We start from the raw sequence: 25,182 nt of genomic DNA, 5'->3' as shown, positions 1-25,182 counted from the left end.
GCTGCGCTGGGTCGGCTCTCCCACGTTTTCGGCTTTCCCGCCGTGGTGGTTTCTCGCCGTTGCGCCTGCGGCGGGCCGGGTGGCTGTCGCCTGCCCCTCCGGCCCGTCCCCTCCCGTTGGGGGAGTGAGTGACGGTGAGTGGGGGCGTGCCACTCGTAGCCAGTTCACTGCGACCGACAAGGCGCACCGGACCACCAACATGCGCCCCCACCGACCGTCTTCCCACCCTCCAACGGGAGGGGACGGGTCGGAGCGGGTGGGGGGTTCCGGACGTAAAGCGAAGCAGTCCGGAAACCCCCACCCGCGCAGACCCGTCACCGCACCCCGACAGCCCCGCGCAGCGGACCCGCCCGCCGCAGGCGCAACGGCGGGACAGCCGAAAACGTCGGCCGAAGCAAAGCGCAGCGAAACGGCGGGGGCACCGCGAAGCGGGCCACAAACGGCGAGGTCCCACACGGCGGGAAAGCCGAAAACGTGGGAAGGCAGCCCAGCGCAGCGGAACCTCACTCCACGATGTGCCGCCCCTCCGGCTGGGCGCTGCACGAGGCGCGGAAGGTGCAGTGGGTGCAGTGGGTGCCGGTGGTGGGCGTGAACCGCTCCTCCAGCACGCGGCCCGCCGCAGTGGCGAGCAGTTCCCCGATCCATTCGCCGTCCGGCGGCGGCTGCGCCTGTACGGCGGGCATCGTGTCGCCACCTTCCTTCTGCGGGGCGCCCAGCCGCAGATGGACCAGTTCGGCGCCGCCAGGTTCGGGGGTGCGGCCGTCGAAGGCCTCGTCGACGGCGCCTTCGCGGACCGCGAGCTGGTAGACAGCGAGCTGGGGGTGGCGGGCGACCTCGGGGCCGGTCGGTTTCTGTTTGCCGGTCTTGAAGTCGACGACATAGGCCCGGCCCTGCGCGTCCTGGGAGACGTGGTCCATGCTGCCGCGGATACGGACCTCATGGGCACCGGCCCGGAGGGTGAGGTCGAAGCCGTGCTCGGTGGCGACGGTGTCCCGGCCGCGGGTCTCGCGTTCCATGACGTGCCAGCGCAGGAAGCGCTCCAGGGCGGCGCGCGCCTGGTCCTTCTCCTGGCGTGACTTCCAGGGGGCGTCGAAGGCGAGGGCGTCCCATACGGAGTCCAGGCGCGCCATGAGGACGGTCAGATCGGCGGGGGTGCGGCCGGAAGCGACCTCGTCGGCGAGCACATGGACGACGTTGCCGAAGCCCTGGGCGGCGGTGGCGGGGGTGTCCGCCTTGACCTCGCGGCCCAGGAACCACTGGAGGGAGCAGGTGTTGGCGAGCTGGTCGAGGGCGCTGCCGGAGAGGACCACGGGGCGGTCGCGGTCGCGCAGCGGGACGCTGCTGTGGGTGGGCTCGTGCAGGCCCCACCAGTTGTCCGGGTGGGCGGCCGGTACCAGGGGGTAGTGGTCGTCGTCGTGCAGTGCCGCCAGTTTGGCGAGCCGCTGGGCGGCGGCCTCACGCAGCGCGGGGGTGGCGGCGGGGTCGACGGTGGTGGCACGCAGTTCGGCGACCAGCGCGGCCACCGCGAGGGGGCGGCGGGGGCGGCCGGTGATGTCCTGGGGGGTGACGCCCAGCTCGGTCAGGAAACGGGACGGCTGGTCACCGTCGTCGGCCGCGGCCTTCACGGCGGTGACGACCAGGCGGTCACGGGCGCGGGTGGCGGCCACATAGAACAGCCGGCGTTCCTCGGCGAGCAGGGCGCCCGGGGTGAGCGGTTCGGCCAGGCCGTCGCGGCCGATCCGGTCGGCCTCCAGGAGCGAGCCGCGCCGGCGCAGGTCGGGCCAGAGGCCTTCCTGGACGCCGGCGACGACGACGAGCCGCCATTCCAGGCCCTTGGCACGGTGGGCGGTCATCAGCCGTACGGCATCGGGGCGGACGGCGCGGCGGGTGAGGGTGTCGGCGGCGATGTCCTGGGCGTCGAGTTCCTCCAGGAAGTTGAGGGCGCCGCGGCCGCCGGTGCGCTCCTCGGCGCGGGCCGCGGTCTCGAACAGGGCGACGACGGCGTCCAGGTCGCGGTCGGCGTTGCGGCCGGCCGCGCCGCCGCGGTGGGCGGCCCGCTCCAGGCGCTGCGGCCAGGAGGTGCCGTCCCACAGCTCCCACAGCGCCTGCTCGGCGGTGCCGCCCCCGGCGAGCAGTTCGCGGGCCTTGCGCAGCAGCAGACCGAGCCGCTGGGCACCGCGCGCGTAGGCGGGGTCGTGGGCGACCAGGCGCTGGGGCTCGGCGAGCGCCCGGGCGATCAGCTCGTCGGAAGGCCGCGGCAGTAGTTGTCCGGCGGCCCGCTCCTCCTCCCGCAGGGCACGGCCCAGGCGGCGCAGGTCGGCGGAGTCCATCCCGCCCAGGGGGGAGGCCAGCAGATCGAGCGCGGTTTCGGCGTCGAGCCAGCGGGGGGCGGCGGGGGCCGGGGCGGTCCCGGTGGAGGCGTCCGCGGCGGGTTCCGTTTCGTCCGCGACGGGTTCCGTCTCGTCCGCGACGGCCTCCGTTTCGTCCCCACCGGACTCGTCCCCACCGGAGGCGCCTCCACCCGGCTCGTCCCCACCAGGCCAGGCGTCACCAGGGGCTCCGTCGCCAGCCGCACGATCAACACCCACACCATCAACCGCCTCCTGCCCCAGCGCCGCCCGTGCCGCCGCCCGGAGGGCCGTCAGCAGGGGGGCGACCGCGGGTTCGTGGCGCAGCGGCAGGTCGTCGCCGTCGATGTCGAGCGGTACCCCGGCGGAGGTGAGCGCACGGCGCACGGCGGGGAGCGAGCGCCCGCCGGCGCGGACGAGGACGGCCATCTCGCGCCAGGGCACCCCGTCCTCCAGGTGGGCGCGCCGCAGGATGTCGGCGATGTTGTCGAGTTCGGCGCCGGGCGTCGGGTATGTGTACACCTCGACGCGGCCGCCGTCCCGTACGGGCGCGGGCTCGCGGTGGGCGCGGACCTTCTGGGCGGGCAGGCGGGTGAGCGGCATCCGGCGGGTGAGCAGCCGGGTGGCGGCGAGCAGGGTGGCGCCGGAGCGCCGGGAGGTGCCGAGTACGGCCACCGGGGCGGGGGTGCCGTCGCCGCGCCGGAAGGTCTCGGGGAAGTCGAGGATGCCGTTGACGTCGGCGCCCCGGAAGGCGTAGATCGACTGGTCGGGGTCGCCGAAGGCGACGAGGGTGCGGCCCGGGGAGCCCGGAGTGCCGGTGGCTCCGTGGTTGCCGGCGAGCGCGTGCAGCAGCCGTACCTGGGCGACGTCGGTGTCCTGGTACTCGTCGACGTAGACCGCGTCATAGGCGGCGGCCAGCTGCGCCGCGACGTCGGACTGCCCGGCGAGCAGCACGGCGCGGTGCACCAGTTCGGCGTAGTCCAGGACGCCCTGGCCGTCCAGGACGTCGAGGTATTCGGCGAGGAAGGCGGCCGCGGCGCTCCAGTCGGGGCGGCCGGTGCGCCGGGCGAAGGCGCCGAGGGCCTCGGGGCCCAGGCCCAGTTCGCGGCTGCGGGCGAGGACCGCGCGGACCTCGTCGGCGAAGCCGCGGGTGGTCAGGCAGGCCCGCAGTTCGTCCGGCCAGCTCACCTGGGCGCGGCCGGCGCCGGCCAGCTCCGCCTGCCCTTCGAGGAGCTCGCGGACCACGAGGTCCTGCTCGGGTCCGGACAGCAGCCGCACGGGATCGGCGAAGAGGTCGGCGTCCTGGTGGGCGCGGACCAGGGCGTAGCAGAAGGAGTGGAAGGTCGTCGCCTGCGGGATGCCCGCCCGCCGGGCGCCGCCCGCCGTACCGGGCACCCCGTCGGACTGCCCCTCCAGAACGGCCAGCCGGGCCGCGAGCCGGTCACGGAGTTCGACGGCGGCCTTGCGGCTGAAGGTGAGGACGAGGATCCGCTCGGGGTCGGCACCGGCCCGTACCCGGCGGGCCACCGACTCCACCAGGGTGGTGGTCTTGCCGGTGCCCGGACCGGCCAGTACCAGCAGCGGCCCGTGCCGGTGGTCAACCACGGCTCGCTGGGCCGCGTCCAGGACAGGAGGAGCCACCCGCCCCGGCGGGGTGCGCACCAGGCGGTACGCGCCGGCGGCAGCCCGCCGCGCCGCCCGGTGGGGCTGCGTCGGCGGGGCGGCCGAGAAGGAGGAACTCACGTGGATCGCCGGTCCTGAGGAAGTGCTTGTCGTGGTGCAGGGGTGGTGCGAGGGGGGTCCCCCGGACGGTCTCCGGAGGAGCGCCGCGCCGCGGCCGCCGTCCTGGGGGACGGTCCGGCTGCGTGGTGCGCGGCGGGGCCGTCGCCGTGACGGCAGTGCCCGACGCTACGCCAGTCGGCGCCCGGGCCGCAGCGCGTCCCACGAGCCGTCGCGCACCGCCGCCGGTGCCGGGGGCGTCTCCGCACCACCCCGTCGTCCGCCCGGAGGGCGAGCCGGACGGGACGTGCGGACCCGCCCTAGCCGCCCGGCTGCCCGTCCCAGCGGGCCCGGCGCATGTCGAGCCGGGGTATGTGGTCGTCGGCCTCCCGCGCGGCGGTGCGCAGGGGGGTGTCTTCCTCCCGGTAGTGGGCCAGTGCGCGCAGTTCGCTGCCGGGCAGCAGCCGGCCGTCCGCGCGCACCACCCGCCACCAGGGCACCGCGCCGCCGTAGAGCGCCATCACCCGCCCGACTTGGCGGGGCCCGCCGGCGCCCGTCTCCGGGAGCCCGGCGGGCGGTTCCTCGTCCCGGAGCCACTCCACGACGTCCCCGTACGTCATCACCCGGCCCGCCGGGATCAGCTCGGCGACGGCGAGGACCCGCTCCGCGTAGGGCGGCAGCTCACCCGCCCCTGTCTCTCCGGTCCCACTCATTCGGTCCATCCTGCCGCACGGCACCGACAATGGGAGCGGACACACGGTCCCGTACCCCGCGGAGGTCGGCGGCAAGGCGTCGTCAGCCGTGGTGCGGGGGAGGATGTTCCGCTTCCCGCACCCCCGAAATGCACCCTGATGCCCTCCTCCACCGGTCGGTCGTGCCACCATCTTCCGGACGGTGACTGGTGATACGAGATCAAGAAGAGACGGCCGAGCAGCAGGGTGCGGCGCCTCCACGGGAGGCGGGCGCCCCTGAGGCGCTGGCCGTCGACGCCGCCCGCACCGCGCCCGGACCGGCCGCTGTGACCGAGCGGCCCGAGCGGCAGCAGGTGGCACCACAGGGGAAGCACCAACGGGAGCCGGTCACGGCCTCCGCTACCGAAAAGGCGAGCACGATCGAGAAGGCCGAACGACCCGGGGCGTCCCAGAGGCCGGAAGGGCCCAGGGAGCCCGAGCCAACCGAGGGGCAGGAGGAGGAGCGGGAGCACACGCAGCCCGCGGAGGAGCACGTCCGGCACGACCAGGGCGAGGAGCAGCCGTCCGGCGCGGCCCGGAGCAAGCCCCGTACGGGCTCGCACCGTGCCGATCTGAGCGCCGACGAGTACGGCGAGTTCCATGTCGACCGGGTCTCCGGCGACGAGCCGCTGCTGCCCGCGCGGGTGCACCGGCCCTCCGACCTGCTGCGGCTGCTGCTCGGCATCGCCGGGATCGCGCTCGTCCTCGGGCTCGCCACGTTCGCCCACGGCACCACCCAGGGCCTGGAGAACGACATCGGCAGCGGCGCGAAGGCGGCGCCCCCGCTGCTGATCAATCTGGCCGGGCTGACCTCCAGCGTCGCGGTGCTGATCGTGCCGGTGGCGTTCGCCGTCGAGCGGCTGATCAAGCGGGACGGGCTGCGGATCGCGGACGGGGTGCTCGCCGCCGTCCTCGCCCACGGGGTGTCGCTGGCCACCGACCTGTGGGTGGCCGAGGCCGCCCCGCCCTCCATCCGGGACGCGCTGACCCAGACCCTGGACAACGGCGCCCTCTCCGCTCCGGTGCACAGCTATCTGGCGCCGGTGATCGCCTATATGACGGCGGTGGGGATGTCCCGGCGGCCCCGTTGGCGGGTCGCGATGTGGTGCGTGCTGCTGCTGGACTCGTTCGCGGTGCTGGTCGGGCGGTACACCACCCCGTTCGCGATCGTCACGACCGTGCTGATCGGCTGGACCGTCGCCTACGGCACCCTCTACGCCGTCGGCTCCCCCAACGTCCGCCCCACCGGCCAGAACCTCCTCGCGGGGCTGCGCCGGGTCGGCTTCCACCCGGTCTCCGCCCTGCGCGCGGAGGACGCGGCCGGCGCGGAGCAGTCCGAGCACGCCGACCGCGGGCGCCGCTACCTCGTCACCCTGGAGGACGGCCCGCCGATCGATGTCACCGTCGTCGACCGCGAGCAGCAGGCGCAGGGCTTCTTCTACCGCGTGTGGCGGCGGCTGTCGCTGCGCGGCATCAATCAGCGCCGCAGTCTCCAGTCGCTGCGCCAGGCGCTGGAGCAGGAGGCGCTGCTGGCGTACGCGGCCATCGCGGCCGGGGCGCACGCCCCCAAGCTGATCGCCACCTCCGAGCTCGGCCCGGACGCGGTGATGCTGGTCTACGAGCACATCGGCGGCCGCAGCTTCGACTCGCTCGCCGACGAGGAGATCACCGACGCGCTGATGCACAGCGCCTGGCGGCAGGTCGAGGCGCTCCAGTCCCGGCGGATCGCGCACCGGCGGCTGGTCGGGGACGCGCTGCTGGTGGACCGCGCCGGCGACATCGTGCTGACCGAGCTGCGCGGCGGGGAGATCGCGGCCGGTGATCTGGTGCTGCGGATGGACATCGCGCAGCTGCTGGCCACCTGCGGGCTGCGGGTCGGTGCCGAGCGTGCGGTGGCCGCGGCCGTCGAGGTGCTGGGCCCGGACGCGGTCGCCGACAGTCTGCCGCTGCTCCAGCCGATCGCGCTGAGCCGCACCACCCGCGCGACGCTCCGCCAGCTGGCCCGGGAGCGGGCCGCGCGGGAGCGGGAGGCGGTGCTGGAGGCGTCGCAGGCCGCCAAGGAGGCGCGGGAGGCCCGGGACGCGGCGGGTACGAAGGACCGCAAGACGCTCCGGGCCGAGCGGCACGCGGAGAAGAACGCCGAGAAGCGGGCCCTGGACGAGGCGTCCGAGGAGGCCCGTGAGGAGGATCTGCTGGCGCAGATCCGGCGGCAGGTGCTGCTGATCCGCCCGGCGGCGGTGATCGAGCCGGCGAAGCTGGAGCGGCTCAGCCCGCGCATCCTGCTCAGCTGGATCGCCGGTGCGTTCGCGGTCTATCTGCTGCTGTCCCAGCTCACCCACTTCAACTTCAGCGATCTGATCAGCAAGGCCCAGTGGATGTGGGTGCTGGTCGCGGTGGGCTTCTCGGGGCTGACATATATCGCGGCGGCGATGAGCCTGCTGGGGTTCGTCACGGAGAAGGTGTCGTTCGTCAGGACGGTCATCGCGCAGATCGCGGGCAACTTCGTGAAGCTGGTGGCGCCCGCGGCGATCGGCGGGGTGGCGCTCAACACCCGCTTCCTCCAGCGCGCGGGGGTCCGTCCCGGCCTGGCGGTGGCGAGCGTCGGGGCCTCCCAGCTGTTCGGGCTGGGCAGCCACATCCTGCTGCTGCTCATCTTCGGCTATCTGACGGGCACCGAACGGACCCCGACGATCTCGCCGTCCCGTACGGTCATCGCCGGGCTGCTGACCGTGGCGGTGCTGGTGCTGGTCGTCACGGCGGTGCCGACGCTGCGGAAGTTCGTCTCGACGCGGGTGCGGTCGCTGTTCGCGGGGGTGGTCCCCCGGATGCTGGACATTCTCCAGCGACCGGGGAAGCTGGCCACCGGCATCGGCGGGATGCTGCTGCTGACGGCGGCGAACGTGATGTGTCTGGACGCCTCCATCCGGGCGTTCGGCGGCGGCGACACGATCAGCTACGCGAGTATCGCGGTGGCCTTCCTGGCCGGTAACGCGCTGGGGTCGGCCGCGCCGACACCGGGTGGTGTGGGTGCCGTCGAGGGCGCGCTGTTCGGTGCGCTGACCGTTGCCGGGCTCGCCGGTGATGTGGCGTTCCCGGCGGTGCTGCTGTTCCGGCTGATGGTGTTCTGGCTGCCGGTGCTGCCGGGCTGGGTGGCCTTCACGTATCTGACGCGCAAGGGCGAGATCTGAGCGCGGGCGCCGGGCACGGGCCGGCCTTACCTCCCGTACACCGCGCGAAGGCGCCGGTCCGCAGAACACGGACCGGCGCCCTTCGCATGGTGCGGGAAGCTCAGTAGACCGGCTTCTCCGGCTCGACGGTGTTGACCCAGCCGATGACACCGCCGCCGACGTGCACGGCGTCGGCGAAGCCCGCGGACTTCAGGACGGCCAGGACCTCGGCGGAGCGGACGCCCGTCTTGCAGTGCAGGACGATCTTCTTGTCCTGGGGGAGGTCCTGGAGGGCGGTGCCCATCAGGAACTCGTTCTTCGGGATCAGCCGGGCGCCGGGGATCGAGACGATCTCGAACTCGTTCGGCTCGCGGACGTCGATGATGTCGATCTTCTCGTCGGCGTCGATCCACTCCTTGAGCTGCTTGGGAGTGATCGTCGAGCCGACCGCCGCCTCCTGGGCCTCCTCGGACACGACGCCGCAGAAGGCCTCGTAGTCGATGAGCTCGGTGACGGTCGGGTTCTCGCCGCAGATCGCGCAGTCGGGGTCCTTGCGGACCTTGACCTGACGGTAGGTCATCTCCAGCGCGTCGTAGATCATCAGCCGGCCGACGAGCGGGTCGCCGATCCCGGCGAGCAGCTTGATGGCCTCGTTGACCTGGATGGAGCCGATGGAGGCGCACAGCACACCCAGGACGCCGCCCTCGGCGCAGGAGGGCACCATGCCGGGCGGCGGGGGCTCGGGGTAGAGGCAGCGGTAGCAGGGGCCGTGCTCGCTCCAGAACACCGAGGCCTGGCCGTCGAAGCGGTAGATCGAACCCCAGACGTACGGCTTGTTCAGCAGCACACAGGCGTCGTTGACCAGGTAGCGGGTGGCGAAGTTGTCGGTGCCGTCCACGATCAGGTCGTACTGCGCGAAGAGCTCCATGACGTTCGTGGAGTCCAGGCGCTCTTCGTGCAGGTTCACCGTGACGTACGGGTTGATGCCCAGCACCGTGTCCTTGGCGGACGCGGCCTTGGAGCGGCCGATGTCCGCCTGGCTGTGGATGATCTGGCGCTGGAGGTTCGACTCGTCGACCTCGTCGAACTCCACGATGCCGAGCGTGCCGACACCGGCCGCGGCCAGGTACATCAGCGCGGGCGAGCCCAGGCCACCGGCGCCCACGCAGAGCACCTTGGCGTTCTTCAGCCGCTTCTGCCCGTCCATCCCGACATCGGGGATGATCAGGTGGCGGGAGTACCTGCGGACCTCATCGACGGTGAGCTCGGAAGCGGGCTCGACCAGGGGTGGCAGCGACACGGGGACTCCGTTGGTCGGTCTTGATGGGGTTCCCCCCGCCCGAGCCGAGCCGGGAGTGGGGGAGCTTGCACTCCCGTAACACTGCCACGCCCTTCTTCATTCCGAGACACCTGTTCCGATGCGCGAGACGCATGCGTCCCAGTAGCCGGGCAGTGACACCCGGGCCGCTCCGGGGGCGCCGGCCGCGGGCGGCAGCGTCCGGTCCGCGGGGCAGCGGGCCGGGCCGGAAGCCGTCGGCCGTCCCAGCAGGCGGACACCGGTCTCACGCACCTACCCGGGTGAGCTGGGGGCAGACGGGCGAACGGGCCCGCCGATGCCGAGCGGCGGTGCCCCGGCCGGGGCGAGGGTGGCACCGGCCGGGGAGGTCAGATACGGCATGCGGCCTCCATCCAGATGTCGGCCAGGGACTCCTCCAGCCCGATCCGGGGGCGCCAGCCGAGCCGGTCGCGGGCGGTGCGCACATCCGCCTGCTGCCAGGTGCCGCAGCCGTCCGGGTACGGGTAGGTGGCGGGCGGCGAGCCGCCGCCCGGGTGCTCCGGGGACGGGCCGGGGATGACCAGCCGGGCGGGTGGGGAGTCGAGTTCGTGCAGGGCGCCGCCGAAGCCCGCGACCCGGGCGAGCACCGACGCGGCCTCCCGCAGCCGGATGGCGCGGCCGGTGCCGATGTTGACGACGCCCTGCGCGGCGGACAGTGAGGCGGCGTGCACCGCCCGCGCCACATCGCGCACATCGACGAAGTCCCGCTGCACCCCGAGCCCGCCGAGCTTGAGTTCGCTGTCGCCGGACTGCATGGCGCGGCGCATCGCCTCGGCGAGCCGGCCGAGCGGTGAGCCCGCCGGGGTACCGGGGCCGACCGGCGAGAAGATCCGCAGCACCACGGCGTCGAGCCCGGAGCCCAGGACCAGTTCGGTGGCGGCGAGTTTGCTGACGCCGTACGGGCCGCCGGGGCGCGGCACCGCGTCCTCGGCCGTGGAGGAGCCGGGCTGGGAGGGCCCGTACTCGGAGGCGCAGCCCAGGTGGACGAGCCGGGCGCCGCAGCTGCTGCGCCGCAGCGATTCGCAGATGGTGGCGACCGCGACGGTGTTGTGCCGGGTCAGCTCGCGGGCGCCGCCCCGGGTGGCACCGGCGCAGTTGACGACGACACCGGGGTGCACCGCGTCGAGGAAGCGGGTGAGCGCCCCGGGGCTGCCGGTGGCCAGGTCGAAGCGGACGTCGGCGTCGTCGCCCCGCCCGAGGGCGGTGAGCTGGACGGCGGGGTCGGCGAGCAGGCGGTCGGCGACATAGCGGCCCAGGTAGCCGTTGGCGCCGATGAGCAGCACCCTCATCGTGCGACCCCCCGGTCCGCGTGGCGTGTGGTCGGCTGGACGTTCATATGTCGTGCTCCTAAGGCGGATTGAGGGAAGCAGGTCGGCTTCGGCCGCGGGGTCGGCGTCCGCCCTGGGGGCGGGGGCCACGTGGGGGGTGCGGTCCGCGGTGCGGTGTCCGGAGCGGCCGTTTCGGGGTGCCGCTCCGGGGGTGGTGCGTGGTGGGGGTGCCCGTGTGGGGGTGCCGGGTATCGGGGGCCGGTGGTCGTCCGGAAGGTCACGGCCGGTGCGCCTCCGCCGGTCCGGAGGGGGCGGGCCAGTGGGCGCAGGCGCCGGTGAGCGCCCGCAGGCCGTGGACGAGGAGGCCGAGGGCGGCGGCGGTGCAGGCCACGGCGGGTACCGCGGCCGGTCCGACCGTGGTGGCCAGCGCCGCGACCGGGGCGTCGACCGGGGGCACGCCGGGGAGCCGGGCGATCAGCACCAGGGCCGGGGCGAGGGCTTCCAGGGCGGCGGCCGAGGCCAGGCCGGTCGCGGCCGCCTCGGGGAAGCCGTGGACGGCGAGCAGCCGGGCGAGGAAGAGCAGCACCCCCAGCGCGGCCGCCGCCCCCAGCGCGAGCGGGTCACCGCCGCCGAGGACCGCTGCCGCGCCGAGGAGCAGCGCCACCAGCGCGCCCAGGAAGAGCAGGGTGACGGCGAGCAGCAACGGGCGTACCCGGGCGGCGAGTTCTCCGAGTCCGCGGCTGGCGGCCAGGACCCGCCGTCCACGCACGGTGAACCAGTGGGCGCAGCAGGCCGCCGGGACGAGGGCGAAGGCGAGTGCCACGGCGGGGACGACGGCGGCCCGGGGCGCGGCGGGGGGCAGATCGGGGCCGCCGGCCAGCAGCTGTCCGAGCAGCCAGTCGCCGTACACCGCGTACCCGGCCGTCCAGCAGACCCACAGGCCGGCGGTGTGCGGCCCGGTGCCGTGCCGCAGCCGCAGCGGCCCGGACCGTACGCCCAGCCGGACGGCGAGGGCGAGCAGCACGAGGCCCGAGGCGCCGACGGCGGTGCGTACGGCGGGCGGTGCCGTGGTCACCGAGGCGAGGGCGGCGGCGGCCGCCACACAGACGGCGCCGGGGAGCAGGTGCAGGGCGCCGCACACGATGCGGGAGCGCCGGGCGGGGGCGGTCGTGTGCGGGGGCCCGGCCCCGGGCGCGGCGGCCGGGTCGGCGCGCGGCACCCGGGCGTAGAGCTCCTCGGCCAGCGAGAAGACGTCGCGGTGCCGGAAGCGTGCGGCCGTGCGGTCGGTGACGCCGTGCGCCTCCAGACCGGCGGCGATCTCCAGCGCGTCGACGGCGTGCGCGCACAGCTCCTGGTGGCGGTGCATCAGCATGCGTACGGGGTCGGCGGGGCCGCGGCGCGGGGGGCGGGCGGCGGCGTCCTTGCGCGGGGGCGCGGGACGGTCGGCGCGGGCCTCCCCCGGAGTCTCCACGGCACCGGTGGCGCCGCCTTCGGGTGTGGTCATGACCCGTTCCCCCTCCCCCACGTCGGCGCGCAGCCGTCCGGGCCGGGGCGGAGGTGCGCCGTACGGCGCCGGGGCGGGCGGCCGGGGCAGCCCGGGGCGCGGCGGGGGACGCGGACGGGGACGGCGGGGCGGCCGCTGTGTGCCACATCCGCCATGCCCGTCACCAGTGCCACACCCACGACACCCATCGCACACATCACGTCCAGCACACCGGTCACCATTGCTCTCTCCCTCGCACCGGCCACTCCTGGTGGCTCGCCGGGTCCTTACGTCTCACGGCCTGTCCCACGTCCCGGACAGCGCCCCCTCCCCCGGCCTCGCCCGGGGCGGCGGCCGGTACCGCGGCGGACCGCCCGGCCCCGGGCGCCGCCCAGCTCGGCGTCCGGCCGGCCGGCGCGGTGACCGCCCTGGTGGCGGTGCCGGTCGCGGCCCAGCGGCCGGGGACATGGGACTCCGCGGGGCGGGCGAACGGCCGCGGGACCCCGTGCGCGTCCTGTGTGCGGCAGGCGGCCGGGCCGGCCGGGGCGTGCGAGATCAGCTCCAGGTAGATGCCACGAAATGCCGCGATGTTCTGCTCGACGGTGAACAGTTCCAGCGCCCGGGCGCGGGCCGCCGCGCCCAGCCGGGCCCTGCGGCCGGGGTCGGCGAGCAGGGCCGTGCAGGCCGCGGCCAGCGCGCGGGGGTTGCGCGGCGGGACCACCAGACCGGTGCCGCCGATGACTTCGCAGACCGCGCCGGTGTCGGTCGACACCGTGGCACGGCCGCAGAACATCGCTTCCACCAGGGAGCGCGGAAAGCCCTCGATGACGCTGGAGAGCACCACCACCGCACCGGAGGCATAGGCGTCCGCCAGGACCGGCAGGTCGGGGCTGCCGATCTCCTCGAAGCTGACCGGGCTCTCCCCGACGGTGCGGGCGTCGGCCGCCTCGTCGGGGAAGAGCTGGGCGGCCAGCGCCCGGCAGTGCGCGAGATACCCGGGCGCCCGGGGGTCGCGGCCGGTCCCGCCGATGATCCGCAGCGTGGCCGCCGGCTCCGCCCTGCGGACCTCGGCGAACGCGTGCAGCAGCGCGATGAGGTCCTTGGCGGGCTCCACCGTGCCGACCCACACCAGCGTCGTGGAGTCGTCCGGGGCGGCGTCCGCGACCGCGGCGAACGGCGCGGCGTCCATGCCCGGGTAGACCGTGCGCAGCCGGGCGCGGTCGGCGCCGCAGCGCTCCTGCCAGCGCCGGGCGTGGGTGTTGCCGGGGGTGATCAGGGCGGCCTGGGAGTAGGTCTCGGCGGCCAGCGCGCCCTGGAAGGCGGCGAGCAGCGCGCGCACCGGCACGCTCAGCGGCGCGGCGGCGCGGGCCAGGTAGTGCTCGCGCAGCCGGACGCCGTACTCGGTGACCAGGAGCGGGGTGCCGAAGAAGCGCTTGGCCAGCAGTCCGGGGAGGGCGGCCGCGCCCCCGGAGGTGGCATGGCAGAGGTCCACTCCCCCCAGGCCGGGGGTGTGCCGGTCGCCGTACCAGTCCAGGGACAGCGGCCGGAGCGCGAGTGCGAGCCGGTCGGTGACCGCCAGCAGATCGTTGACCTGCGCGCCCTGGGCGGCGGGCAGCGCGCGGGGGCCGTGGCAGACGGCTTCCAGGATGCGTACGGCGGCTTCGGAGTGCAGCAGCGCGGGCAGTCCGCCCTGTTCCCGGGCGAGTTCGGCGAGCCCGTAGAGACCTGTGGCGAAACGGTCCGCCTTCCAGGTCGCGGACGTATCGGGGGCACTTGGCGGATCGCCTGCCGCCCCGCCCCCGTCGGGCACCGTGGCGAAGGCCGTCACGAGATCGCCGAACCGCTCGGCGAAGCGGCGCCGTTCGCGGCGGCCGGGGCCGCGGCCCTTGCGCTCCGCGGCGGCCCGGCGGTGCCCGGCGGGGAAGCTGCCCCACAGGGGGGCGCGGCGCACCAGGCGTACGTGTTCCGGCAGCGCGGTCCGGGGCCGGGCTTCCTGGCGGGGGTCCGTGCTCAGGGCGTAGACCTCGAAGTCATGGCCGGTGAGCCCGCGCACGAGCCGGTCGCACCACGCGTGCGACTCACCGGCCGCGTCCGGGTAGCCACCCTCGGTGAGTAGTCCAATGCGCATGAGTGCACCCCCGTCCTCCCCTGTCGGCGTCCTGGTGTGCCGGGCGGCACGGCCGCCACCGGCAGGAAGAAGCTATGCAAAGGGGCCGGTGGCGCGATGGACGGTTGTCCATCGCGCCACCGGAAGGGGTGAAAGCACGTGACTTTCCGCCCCTAAGGGCGTTCCTTCGCGCTATGCGAGTGCGGGCCCCTCCCCGGCGCCGGGCGCCGGGGTCCGGTCAGCGCTGGGTGGGGAACGGCCAGGCGTTGGGCCGGCAGGTCGCCCCGTCCGTCGTCAGGAACTTGGTCTGCTGCATCATCACCGGGGCCAGCCCGCCCTGCCGGGAGCAGAACTCATGGTTGTGGCCGAGGCGGTGGCCGACCTCGTGGTTGATCAGCATCTGCCGGTAGGCGTACATCTTGTCGTGGCCGTAGGTCCGGGCGCCCTGTGCCCACCGGTAGGCATTGATCATGACCCGCTCGGTCGCCGCGGAGTCACAGGAGACATTGCCCTCGCGGGTGTCGAGGTTCGACTTGGCGCACCACGTCGCGGTGGTCCCCGGGCTCGCCAGCGTGATCACGAAATCGGCGTCGCCGGACCCCACCCGCTGGAAGGCCATCTTCCCGCCGTGGGCCCAACTACGGCTGTCGTTGAGGGTCTTGTGCACCGCCTCGGCGAACAGCTCGCCGTCCAGCGACAGTCCCTCCTCGACGTCGACGCGATAGCGCAGCACCTTGCCCTGGCCGGGCGCCTTGGCCTCGCTGCCGACCGGCTTGAAGCGGCCGGTGGCCGTCAGCTTCGCGTCCAGCGGGAAGACCTGGTTCATCTTCTCGTCGTAACTGGCGGGCTTGGCGTCCTGGGTGGGCCTGGCGTGCGACCGGGAGGTCTCGTCGCCGACCCCGTCGGTACGGTCGTTGCCGCTGCGCGCCTGCGGGTCGGCGCTCTCCTTGTGCTGCTCGGCGACCTGGCCCGCGATGACCACGGCGAGCACGGTGGTCACCGCCGCGGCCGCCGCGCCGGTGAACGTCCGGCCCTTGCCGCCCTTCGTGGCGCCGTGCCGCGACTCATCGGCGTCGGATTCGTCGTCCAGGTCCTGGTCCCCGGGGCCGCCCGGCGCCGCGCCGTCCGCGCCGAAGCCCGCCTGCCGGTCCGGCTCGTCGCTCGCGTCGCGGTCGAAGACGACCGAACGTCCGGTGTACCGGCCGCCGGGGGCCACCCCGTCCGCGCCGGGCCCGTACGCCCCGGCCTGCGGAGCCGGCTTCCGGGGCGCGCCGGCCCGGAACACATCGTCGTCCGGGTCGCTCGCGGCTCCCGGCCCGCCCGGGAACGTCCGGGCGTCGAAGGCCTCCACATACTCACGCTTCGGCCCGGGCCCGCTGCCCGGTGCGGCGATCGCCTGCCCGCCGGACATCTCCGCACGCGGCCGGGGGATGCGGGGCCCGCCCTGGCCGGGTACGGCCGAGGAGGCCGGCGCCCCGGGGAACTCGCCCCAGCCGCCGCCCGGTTCCCGCTGCTCGGGATGTCCGCCGCGCACCGCGTCGCCCTCGAACGGCTCACGTCTGCGGCGCCCCCGGCCCGGTCCGGTCGGGGTGCCCCCCGAGGGGCCGTTACCGGGCGGACCGGCCGTCTCCGGGGTGTCCGTTGCGGTTTCCGGCCGGCCTCGACGGCTATGGCGTCCCACGGGGTGCGTCAGCTCCTGCTCGCGTCGGCGGTCACATCGGTCATGTCACTGTCGAGCAGTTCGCGGACGGCCCGCGCCACTGTCTCCGGGTACTCCATCATCGCCACATGACCCGCCTCCGGCAGCGTCAGCAGTCGCGAACCGCGGAACGCCGCGGCCGCCCGCCGCGCCATCCGGAAGGAGACCAGGCGGTCGCGCCCACCGTAGACGAGAAGGGTGGGGGCGAGCACTCTCTCTGCCTGACGCCACAAATTATGCTGCCCGCCCAGCGTGTACGCGTTCACCAGACCGCGCGCCGAACGCTCCATGACCTCCCAGAAGTAGGGAAGTTCCAGCCGTCGCGTGTATTCGTCGACCGCGGCGTTGAACCCTTCCGGACTGACCCGGCCGGGGTCGCCGTAGCAGAGCGCCAGCACCTCGCGGGTGCGGCGCTCGGGCGTCCAGTCATGGGTGAGCCGGCCGAAGAGTCCGGTGATGCCGGGCACCGCGAGCAGCGCCGTCGGGACCGCCGTCAGCTGCGGGCGCAGCTCGGGCAGCGCCGGGGAGATCAGCGTCAGGGTGCGGACGAGGTCGGGGCGCACGGCCGCGACGCGGGTGGCGGCGGCACCGCCCATGGAGTTGCCGATGAGGTGGACGGGGCCGCGCCCGGCCGCGTCCAGGTAGCGGATGACCGCGCGGGCCTGCGCGGAGACCGAGTAGTTGCCGTCGTCCGGTGGCGGGGAGTGCCCGAAACCGGGCAGGTCGATCGCCTCGCCGTGCACCCGGTCGGCGAGCAGCGGCATCAGGTCCGACCAGTTCTGTGAGGAGCCGCCGAGGCCGTGGACGTAGAGCGCGGGTTCGCGGTCCCGTCCGGCGCCGGTCTCCGCGCCGCCGTCCTGGGGGGCGGGCGATCCGACGGGTGCCCGTACGGTCAGCGTCAGGCCCGGCAGGGCCACGGTGTGCACCGTCTCCGCCGCGCCGTGCCGGCCGGGGCCGGCCGGGGGCACCGGGAGGGCGGCGGTCGCGGTGTCCGGCGACTCGGTCGAAGACATGCGTCGATGTTACGAGACGATCACGCCCCCGATCGTGTGTCCGCGGTCACACACCGCATCGCGCTGCCGCGGCCACTCTCCTACGCTCGTAGTCGAGGGCAGCCGCCCCGGCCCCTGTTGTCATGCCAGGCACCAGCCGTCGAAGCGAGCACGTGAGAAAGGGAGCCACCATGCGCGTCGACCCGACAGACCCGGATACTTTCGAGGACGAGAGCGACGCCACGGAGTTCGATGTCGAGGCACCGGAAGCGGACGCGGCGGAGCAGTACGCCGACGTCACTCCGCACCACGACGAGCCGCCGGTCACCGTCGACCCGGACTCCGCGAACGAGGCGGATCGCGCCGAACAGGCCCGCGTCGTGGAGCTCAACGAAGACGAATACCGATGACCTGGGGCGTTATGTCGGCTTCCGACGCCGGGGTCAGGCATAAATTCTGGGCCCGGACCGCGCACAGCCGGGTTACCCAAAAGTACGATGGCGGGCGCGGTGCACCATCTTGTACAGGCCGCATACGGAACGATTTCTGGGAGGCAGCGTGAGCGCCATCGAGCAGACCGAGGCGACGCGCCCGCGGGGCACACGCCTGCCACGTCGAGCCCGGCGCAACCAGCTTCTGGGCGCCGCCCAGGAAGTCTTTGTGGCGCAGGGCTACCACGCGGCCGCGATGGACGACATCGCCGAGCGGGCAGGCGTCAGCAAGCCGGTGCTCTACCAGCACTTCCCGGGCAAGCTGGAGCTCTACCTCGCTCTGCTCGACCAGCACTGCGAGTCCCTGCTCCAGTCGGTACGCGCGGCGCTCGCGTCGACGACCGACAACAAGCAGCGGGTCGCGGCGACGATGGACGCCTACTTCGCGTACGTGGAGGACCCGGGCGGCGCCTTCCGGCTGGTGTTCGAGTCGGACCTCACCAATGACCCGGCGGTCCGTGAGCGGGTGGACAAGGTGTCGCTGGAGTGCGCCGAGGCCATAAGCGCGGTGATCGCCGAGGACACCGGGCTGTCGCAGGACGAGTCGATGCTGCTGGCCGTGGGCCTGGGCGGGGTGTCGCAGGTGGTGGCGCGCTACTGGCTGTCGTCGGAGAGCAAGGTCCCGCGGGACACCGCGGTGCAGCTGCTGACGTCGCTCGCCTGGAAGGGCATCGCCGGCTTCCCGCTCCAGGGCACCGAGGCGCACTGACCCCGTTGCCGCACCGCCCCTGTTCGCTGCGGGCGTGGCCCATGGCGTCCTGTGCGTCCCCGTACCGGGCTAATGTGTGCTGCGTACGGCGCGGATCACCGCGCTTCCTCCCCCAGCTGAGGCTGGGGACCCCCAGACCGTCGGAGGGACAAAAGCCGTGGAGGTCAAGATCGGCGTGCAGCACGCGCCCCGCGAGATCATTCTGGAGAGCGGGCAGTCTGCCGAAGAGGTCGAGAGCGCCGTGTCCGACGCGCTGGGCGGCAAGTCACAGCTGCTGAGCCTGGTGGACGACCACGGTCGCAAGGTCCTGGTCCCGGCGGACCGGCTGGCCTACGTGGAGATCGGCGAGCCGACCGCCCGCAAGGTCGGTTTCGGCGCGCTCTGAGCACGGGGCGCCGACCGCGGCGCCCACAAGGTGACAAAGGTGGCGGCCCGGAGATTTCCTCTCCGGGCCGCCGCCTTTTCGCCTGTCGCCGCCGGGCTCGGCCCGCGCCCCGTTCCGGGCCCCCGGGCGCCGCATTTGCGCAGATCAGACCGTTCGAGTCGGTTCGGCTGGGCTGATCAGGCAGCGGACCGGCGCGGAGAGGGTTGCTGCCGGTGCCCCCTGGGTACGACCGCCTACGACCGATTTGTTCGTCCGGTCGGCGTTGTCACGCGGGAGGGAACAGCATGATCTGGGAAGCGCTCGGTGCCCTGCTCATCGGCTTTGTCATCGCACTGTCCGCGACGCGATGGCTGCCCGACCGCTTTCCCTCGCGCACCCTCACGCTCGCGACGGGCCCGGTCGCCGCACTGCTCGGCGCCATGCTGACCCGCGCGATCCTCGGCCCGGGGTATCCCGTCCTGGTGATGTTCGCGTCGGTCGCCGTGGGGGCGGCGCTGCTGTCGGTCCTGGTGCGCCCGCCGCACCGGCGCCTCAGGCGGCCGGCCCCGGCACTGAAAGGGCACCGGACGGCCTGAACCGCCCGGCACCCCGGCCCGGCGTCAGGCCGCGAGACCCAGCGCCGCCATCCGCTTGGTGTGTGCCTCGGTGATCCGCGAGAACATCCGGCCCACCTCGGCCAGGTCGAAGCCGTCGGCGACGCCGCCCACCAGCATCGTGGAGAGCGCGTCGCGGTCGGCAACCACCCGCTGCGCCTGCGAGAGCGCCTCGCCCATCAGCCGGCGCGCCCACAGGGCCAGCCGTCCGCCGACCCGCGGCTCGGCCTCGATGGCCGCGCGCACCTTCTCCACGGCGAACGTGGCGTGCCCGGTGTCGTCCAGTACGGCCAGCACCAGGCCACGGGTGTCGGTGTCCAGGCGGGCCGCGACCTCGCGGTAGAAGTCACTGGCGATCGAGTCGCCGACATAGGCCTTGACCAGGCCCTCCAGCCAGTCCGACGGCGCGGTCTGGCGGTGGAACTCGTCCAGGGCGGCGGCGAACGGCTCCATCGCCTCGTTCGGCTCCGCCTCGATCTGTGCGAGCCGCTCCCGCAGCCGCTCGAAGTGGTGGAACTCCGCCGAGGCCATCTTGGCCAGTTCGGCCTTGTCGTCCATCGTCGGGGCGAGCTTGGCGTCCTCCGCCAGGCGCTCGAAGGCGGACAGCTCGCCGTAGGCGAGCGCGCCGAGCAGATCGATCACGGCGGCCCGGTACTGCGGGTCGGCGGATGCCCGCGCCCAGTCCTGGGCGGCGATCCCGGTGTGTTCTTGCGCGTCAGCGGCGGCGTTGTCAGGCGTTCCCATGACCGGCACAATAGCCCGCTCGGCGGCTGGGGGAAGGGCCTGGTCAGCCACTGCCGTTCCCCCGTACGAACGACGGTCGTAGCGGGCGCTCGGGCGCCGGACCGGGCCGTGATGTATTCCTCACTCATACAAGCCTTCGGATGGGCGCGCCATATCCGGGGTACAGTGGTATTTGGACCTGCCGAGTATCGGTGGGTCGTTCCACGAAGCGGATGCCCGGTCGGTGGCCCGATCGGCTCCAAACCGACCGCCCTCTTTTGCGGCGCGTAGCAGGCATACGCACAGCAGGAGGGACACCGCTCGCGGCAGGAGTGCCTGAGCGTTGGCAGTGGTCCCGCCCCACCGGCCGCCTCAGGCCGGCCCGTACGAACCAGTACGAAGGTGCGGTACGACCCCCTTCGCCGCCTCACGCCGCGTCTCACAGAAGAGGCAAGATTCTGTCTACATTTCGAGACCTCGGAATTTTCCCCGAGACGGCCGAGGCGCTGGAAGCCGTCGGCATCATCTCCCCCTTTCCCATCCAGGAGCTGACGCTCCCCGTCGCCCTCTCCGGGAACGACGTCATCGGCCAGGCCAAGACCGGCACGGGCAAGACCCTGGGCTTCGGCCTGCCGCTCCTTGAGCGCGTCACGGTCCCCGCGGACGTCGAGGCGGGCCGCGCCAAGCCCGAGCAGCTCACCGAGGCCCCGCAGGCCCTGGTGGTCGTGCCCACCCGCGAGCTGTGCCAGCAGGTCACCAACGACCTGCTCACCGCCGGCAAGGTGCGCAATGTCCGGGTGCTGGCCATCTACGGCGGCCGTGCCTACGAGCCGCAGGTCGAGGCGCTGAAGAAGGGCGTCGACGTGGTCGTCGGCACGCCCGGCCGGCTGCTCGACCTCGCCGGTCAGCGCAAGCTCAACCTCTCCGAGGTCAAGAGCCTGGTGCTGGACGAGGCCGACGAGATGCTCGACCTGGGCTTCCTGCCCGACGTCGAGAAGATCATCCAGCTGCTGCCGGCCAAGCGGCAGACGATGCTGTTCTCCGCGACCATGCCCGGCCAGGTCATCTCGCTGGCCCGCCGCTACATGTCGCAGCCCACGCACATCCGCGCCACCGCGCCGGACGACGAGGGCCAGACCGTCCGCAACACCGCCCAGCACGTCTTCCGGGCCCACTCCATGGACAAGCCGGAGATGGTCTCCCGCATCCTCCAGGCCGAGGGCCGGGGCCTGGCGATGGTGTTCTGCCGTACGAAGCGGACCGCCGCCGATATCGCCGACCAGCTCGCGCGCCGCGGCTTCGCCTCCGGCGCGGTGCACGGCGACCTCGGCCAGGGCGCCCGTGAGCAGGCGCTGCGCGCCTTCCGCAACGGCAAGGTCGATGTCCTGGTCTGCACCGACGTCGCCGCCCGCGGCATCGACGTCGAGGGTGTGACCCATGTCATCAACTACCAGTCGCCCGAGGAGGAGAAGACCTACCTGCACCGCATCGGCCGTACCGGCCGGGCGGGCGCCAAGGGCACCGCGGTCACCCTCGTCGACTGGGACGACATCCCGCGCTGGAAGCTGATCAACAAGGCGCTGGACCTGGCGTTCGACGAGCCGGAGGAGACTTACTCCACCTCGCCGCACCTCTACGAGCAGCTGAACATCCCCGCCGGTACCAAGGGCGTGCTGCCGCGCAACGAGCGCACCCGGGCCGGGCTGGCCGCCGAAGAGGTCGAGGACCTGGGCGAGACCGGCGGCCGCGGCCGTGGTCCCCGTAAGGGCGCCGTCGTCGAGGAGGAGCGTCCGCCGCGCACCCGTACCCCGCGCCAGCGCCGCCGTACCCGTGGCGGCACCGGGCAGGACGGCCCGGCCGACGCCACGACGCAGACGACCGGGTCGCCCGCCGCCGCCGAGAGCACCGAGCGCTCCGAGGGCACGGACGCCGCCGGACCGCGGCAGCCGCGCCGGCGTCGCCGTACCCGCTCGACTCAGTCCGATGCCGTGACGGCGCCGGTCACCGTGGCCGCGGCCCCCGCCGCCGAGGTGACCAAGCCCGCCGCCGTGGTGACCGAGGCGCCCGCCGTGGCGACCAAGGCCGCCGCCAAGGCGACCAAGGCCCCGACCGTGGCGACCAAGGCTCCCGCCGTGGTGACCGAGGCTCCGGCCGAGGCCGCCGCGCCGCGCCGCCGCCGTAGCCGGGTCGTCCGTCCGGTGGAGACCGAGAGCTTCCAGACCGTCGAGACCGCCGCCCGGGCGCTCGCGGCGGAGCGCTCGGCGGCCGCCACGGCCGTGACGGAGCCCGTCGAGGCGCCGGCCAAGCCGCGCCGCCGTACCCGCAGCGCCGCCAAGGCCGCCGTGGAGACGGCGCCGGCAGTGGTGACGGAGACCGTCGCCGCGGAGACCGTGGTGGACGCGCCGGCCAAGCCGAAGCGCACCCGGAAGACCGCCGCCGCCAAGGCCGCCGAGGCCACGGTGGACACCGCCGAGGGCGCCGTGGAGGCTCCCGCCAAGCCGAAGCGGACGCGGAAGACCGCTGCCGCCAAGGCCGCCGAGGCCGCGGTGGACACCGCCGAGGGCACCGAGGCCGCACCGGCCAAGCCCAAGCGCACCCGGAAGACCGCTGCCGCCAAGGCCGCCGAGGCCACTGCGGACGCTCCGGTCGCCGAGGACGCCCCGGTCAAGCCGAAGCGGACGCGCAAGAGCGCCGCCGCCAAGCCGGCCGCGGACGCGGCGGAGGCCGCCGAGGCCAAGCCGGTGCGCCGCCGCACCCGCGCCAAGGCCACCGCTGCCGAGGCGACGCCCGAGGGCTGACCCACCCGCTCCACGCCGACGACCCGGACCCGCCCCGCGCGGGTGCCGGGTCGTCGGCGTCCCGGCCCCGTTTTGCCACCCGGCCCGGATAACCTCACCTCATGAGCAGGCCGCCCACCCTCACGCTGCCCCCGTGCGCCCGTGCGTACCGACTCGACACCGAGCGCGGCTCCTTCGCCGTACAGGACGCCCGGCCCGAGGCCGCGCCGATCGGCACCGCCCTGCTGGTGCCCGGATTCACCGGCAGCAAGGAAGACTTCCTCGCCCTGCTGGCACCGCTGGCCGCGGCCGGGTTCCGGGCGGTCGCGGTGGATGGCCGCGGCCAGCACGAATCCCCCGGGCCGCGCGAGGAACAGGCGTACGTGCAAAGGGAGTTGGCGCTCGATGTGCTGGCGCAGGCGCGGGCCGTGCGGGAGCCGGACGGCGGGCCGGTCCATCTGCTGGGGCACTCGCTGGGCGGGCTGATCACCCGGGCCGCGGTGCTGCTGGACGCGGCCCCGTTCCGTTCGCTGACCGTGCTCAGCTCCGGGCCCGCGGCCATCGAGGCGTCCCAGCAGGCCCGGGTGCGGATGCTGATCGACGCGCTCGCGCGGTTCGACATGGAGGGCGTCTGGCGGGCGATGCGCGAACTGGATCCCCCGGAGGCGGCGGACGCGGCGACGCCGCCGGAGATCGGCGCGTTCCTGCACCGCCGCTGGCTGAACACCGTGCCCGAGCAGCTGATCGCGACCGGCCGGCAGATGCTGGAGGAGCCCGACCGGGTGGCGGAGCTGGCCCGTACGGGAATGGCCACCCATGTCGTCTCCGGCGCCGTCGACTACGCCTGGCCGGTGGCGTGGATGGACGCGATGGCCGAGCGGCTGTCCGCCCGGCGCACCGTCATCGAGGGCGCCGAGCACTCCCCCAACGCCGAGCGGCCGGAGAAGACGGCCGAGGCGCTGACGGGGTTCTGGAGCGGGGTGGGCTGACGGCCTGTCGCCCGCACTGCCGCCGGTCCGGTGGGCCGAGCGGGCGGTGTCGCCAGGACAGCGCCCGGCGGTTCGGCGAGCATCGAGGAAGGCGGGCGGGCAGCGGCGCCCGGCCCGCACCGGCTTCGTACGAAGGGCTCCCCATGACCGAGAATCCGGCGTCACCGGCCGATGCCGAAGGCGGCCCGCACGGCATCGCGCTCACCCGGACCTTCGATGCCCGCCGTGAGCTGGTCTTCGAGGCGTGGACCAGGCCGGAGCACTTCGGGTACTGGTTCGGCGGGGAGCTGACGGTGCCGGCCGACCGGATGACGATGGATCCCCGGCCCGGTGGGGTCTGGAGTCTGGTGATGCAGACCCCGGACGGCGGTGAGCTGCCGTTCTCCGGTGTCTACCGTGAGGTCACGCCCCCGGAGCGGCTGGAGTTCACCCTCAAGGACGCGAGCGCGCCGGACGGCATCGAGGGCGAGATCGTCCGGGTCACCCTGACCGACCTCGGGGAGCGTACGGAGATGGCCTTCCGTCAGCTCGGCGGCAATCTCACCTCCGAGCAGTACCGCCAGGCGGAGGCGGGCTGGTCGGGCTTCTTCGACCGCCTCACGGAGCTGCTCTCGCGAGCCTGATCACGGCCTCTCCGGCCGGACGCCGTAGCGGACGCGCCTGCGGAACGCCCGCTAATACTGCCCCTGCACGTGATCCCAGAAGCCGTCGCGCAGGACCCGGCGCAGATCGGCGTGGCCGCGCAGGGAGTGCCGCAGCAGCGCCTCCGAGGCGGTCAGGAGTTCCTGGTCGACGGCGCCGGGCAGATACGGGTGACCGGGGAGCAGTCCGGCCACCCACTCGCGGCCGCGTTCCGACAGCCACTGGGCGGCGACCTGCGCGCCGACGAAGCGGACGTCCTCGCGGCTGGGCGCCGGCCCCTCGCCCACCGTCTGGTCACATTCGACGCCGGCCCGCCGGGTGACGTACGGCTTGCAGAACTCCAGGTCGAAGGTGCGGGTGCTGTCGACCTCCCACAGCAGCGGCTCGGCCTGATTGCGGCCGCCGGCGGCCTCGATGCCCCACAGGTGCACGCGTGCGCCGTAGCCCTGGGCCGCCTCGACCGCGGAGACCAGGTCCTCGTCGCCGCCGATCAGCACCGCGTCGCTGATCGCCCGGTGCCGGGCCAGCGACTCCAGGTCCGAGCGGATCAGGGAGTCGACGCCCTTCTGCTGGTTGTTGGCGTTGAGGTTGCCGAGCCGGACCTTCACGTCGGGCAGCTCGGCGATCCGCTGCTGCTCCTGGGTGTGGATCCGGCGGCGGGCGCCGTCGTACCAGTAGACGCGGAGCAGCCGGCTGTCCGGGAAGATCATCCGGGCCCGGTCGATGAAGGCATCGATGAGCCCTTCCGCGTCCAGATCGAAGGCCTTGCGGTCCTCCGTGCCGGCGACCAGCCGTCCCGCGGCGGCGTAGACATAGCCCGCGTCCACGAAGGCCGCGTGGGTGGACGGGGTGGTGGCGACCTCGGCGAGTACCCGGGTGAGCAGCTCGTTGGTGCGCTCGATCCCGGCGGCGAGTGCGGTGAGGTCGGTGGGGCCCGTGGGCTGGACGTCATTCATACCGGACCCATTGTCCGGGCGGTCACTCTGCGGGCACAACCGTTCTCGGCCAGGCGTACTTAGACCG

The 25,182-nt window shown here is 73.9% G+C and carries 18 protein-coding genes; 8 read left to right on the top strand and 10 right to left on the bottom strand.

What is annotated here, in order from left to right:
- Positions 1-503 precede the first annotated feature (503 nt).
- A complete protein-coding gene (locus QT196_RS26505; protein ID WP_290355852.1) occupies positions 504-4,091 on the bottom strand; it encodes an ATP-dependent DNA helicase in 3,588 nt (1,195 codons plus the stop codon).
- Positions 4,092-4,387: 296 nt separating this feature from the next.
- A complete protein-coding gene (locus QT196_RS26500; RefSeq protein ID WP_290355851.1) occupies positions 4,388-4,780 on the bottom strand; it encodes an MGMT family protein in 393 nt (130 codons plus the stop codon).
- A 590-nt stretch (positions 4,781-5,370) separates the two neighbouring features.
- Between QT196_RS26500 and QT196_RS26495 the strand changes: the two genes are divergently transcribed.
- A complete protein-coding gene (locus QT196_RS26495) occupies positions 5,371-7,986 on the top strand; it encodes a lysylphosphatidylglycerol synthase transmembrane domain-containing protein (protein WP_248001660.1) in 2,616 nt (871 codons plus the stop codon).
- A 100-nt stretch (positions 7,987-8,086) separates the two neighbouring features.
- On the opposite strand, the gene moeZ is transcribed toward QT196_RS26495, so the two are convergent.
- From moeZ to QT196_RS26465, 6 genes are all read right to left on the bottom strand, one after another.
- Positions 8,087-9,265 (bottom strand): adenylyltransferase/sulfurtransferase MoeZ, encoded by a 1,179-nt coding sequence (moeZ, locus tag QT196_RS26490; protein ID WP_168481277.1) that lies wholly within the window; start codon positions 9,263-9,265, stop codon positions 8,087-8,089.
- Positions 9,266-9,630: 365 nt separating this feature from the next.
- Positions 9,631-10,590 carry an NAD-dependent epimerase/dehydratase family protein gene (locus tag QT196_RS26485; RefSeq protein ID WP_168481276.1) on the bottom strand — a complete coding sequence of 320 codons (960 nt, stop codon included), beginning with the start codon at positions 10,588-10,590 and terminating at the stop codon, positions 9,631-9,633.
- A gap of 256 nt (positions 10,591-10,846) precedes the next feature.
- Positions 10,847-12,073 carry a hypothetical protein gene (locus tag QT196_RS26480; RefSeq protein WP_290355849.1) on the bottom strand — a complete coding sequence of 409 codons (1,227 nt, stop codon included), beginning with the start codon at positions 12,071-12,073 and terminating at the stop codon, positions 10,847-10,849.
- A gap of 214 nt (positions 12,074-12,287) precedes the next feature.
- Positions 12,288-14,180 carry a DUF3492 domain-containing protein gene (locus QT196_RS26475; protein WP_266733618.1) on the bottom strand — a complete coding sequence of 631 codons (1,893 nt, stop codon included), beginning with the start codon at positions 14,178-14,180 and terminating at the stop codon, positions 12,288-12,290.
- Positions 14,181-14,397: 217 nt separating this feature from the next.
- Positions 14,398-15,693, bottom strand: a complete 1,296-nt coding sequence (locus tag QT196_RS26470; RefSeq protein WP_290355848.1) for a DUF3152 domain-containing protein — start codon at positions 15,691-15,693, stop codon at positions 14,398-14,400.
- Positions 15,694-15,848: 155 nt separating this feature from the next.
- Positions 15,849-16,871, bottom strand: coding sequence for an alpha/beta hydrolase (locus QT196_RS26465; RefSeq protein ID WP_266733620.1), 1,023 nt, complete (start codon positions 16,869-16,871; stop codon positions 15,849-15,851).
- Positions 16,872-17,041: 170 nt separating this feature from the next.
- Between QT196_RS26465 and QT196_RS26460 the strand changes: the two genes are divergently transcribed.
- The 4 genes from QT196_RS26460 (at position 17,042) to QT196_RS26445 (ending at position 19,010) form a co-directional block, all read left to right on the top strand.
- The gene (locus tag QT196_RS26460; RefSeq protein WP_266733622.1) at positions 17,042-17,260 is read left to right on the top strand and encodes a hypothetical protein; all 219 of its coding nucleotides are present in this window, start codon (positions 17,042-17,044) and stop codon (positions 17,258-17,260) included.
- 148 nt (positions 17,261-17,408) lie between these two features.
- Entirely contained in the window at positions 17,409-18,050 is a 642-nt protein-coding gene (locus QT196_RS26455) for a TetR/AcrR family transcriptional regulator (protein WP_168481272.1), read from the top strand.
- A 157-nt stretch (positions 18,051-18,207) separates the two neighbouring features.
- Entirely contained in the window at positions 18,208-18,435 is a 228-nt protein-coding gene (locus tag QT196_RS26450) for a DUF3107 domain-containing protein (RefSeq protein WP_018089430.1), read from the top strand.
- A gap of 284 nt (positions 18,436-18,719) precedes the next feature.
- On the top strand, positions 18,720-19,010 hold the full coding sequence (locus QT196_RS26445; protein ID WP_168481271.1) for a hypothetical protein: 291 nt from the start codon (positions 18,720-18,722) through the stop codon (positions 19,008-19,010).
- Positions 19,011-19,034: 24 nt separating this feature from the next.
- On the opposite strand, the gene QT196_RS26440 is transcribed toward QT196_RS26445, so the two are convergent.
- Complete coding sequence (locus tag QT196_RS26440) at positions 19,035-19,772, bottom strand: ferritin-like fold-containing protein (protein ID WP_168481270.1); 738 nt, start codon at positions 19,770-19,772, stop codon at positions 19,035-19,037.
- Between the two features lie 311 nt (positions 19,773-20,083).
- Between QT196_RS26440 and QT196_RS26435 the strand changes: the two genes are divergently transcribed.
- From QT196_RS26435 to QT196_RS26425, 3 genes are all read left to right on the top strand, one after another.
- The gene (locus QT196_RS26435; protein WP_168481269.1) at positions 20,084-22,549 is read left to right on the top strand and encodes a DEAD/DEAH box helicase; all 2,466 of its coding nucleotides are present in this window, start codon (positions 20,084-20,086) and stop codon (positions 22,547-22,549) included.
- 101 nt (positions 22,550-22,650) lie between these two features.
- Positions 22,651-23,517: an alpha/beta hydrolase gene (locus QT196_RS26430; protein WP_168481268.1), complete on the top strand. Its 867-nt coding sequence runs from the start codon at positions 22,651-22,653 to the stop codon at positions 23,515-23,517.
- A 143-nt stretch (positions 23,518-23,660) separates the two neighbouring features.
- Entirely contained in the window at positions 23,661-24,140 is a 480-nt protein-coding gene (locus tag QT196_RS26425; RefSeq protein ID WP_290355847.1) for an SRPBCC domain-containing protein, read from the top strand.
- Between the two features lie 51 nt (positions 24,141-24,191).
- Here the strand turns inward: QT196_RS26425 and QT196_RS26420 are convergent, their stop codons facing one another.
- Positions 24,192-25,115 (bottom strand): NYN domain-containing protein, encoded by a 924-nt coding sequence (locus tag QT196_RS26420; RefSeq protein WP_168481266.1) that lies wholly within the window; start codon positions 25,113-25,115, stop codon positions 24,192-24,194.
- Positions 25,116-25,182 lie beyond the last annotated feature (67 nt).

Source organism: Streptomyces sp. P9-2B-2 (genome assembly GCF_030406865.1).
Lineage (GTDB): Bacteria > Actinomycetota > Actinomycetes > Streptomycetales > Streptomycetaceae > Streptomyces > Streptomyces platensis.
This window is presented reverse-complemented; position numbering and strand designations above follow the sequence as displayed.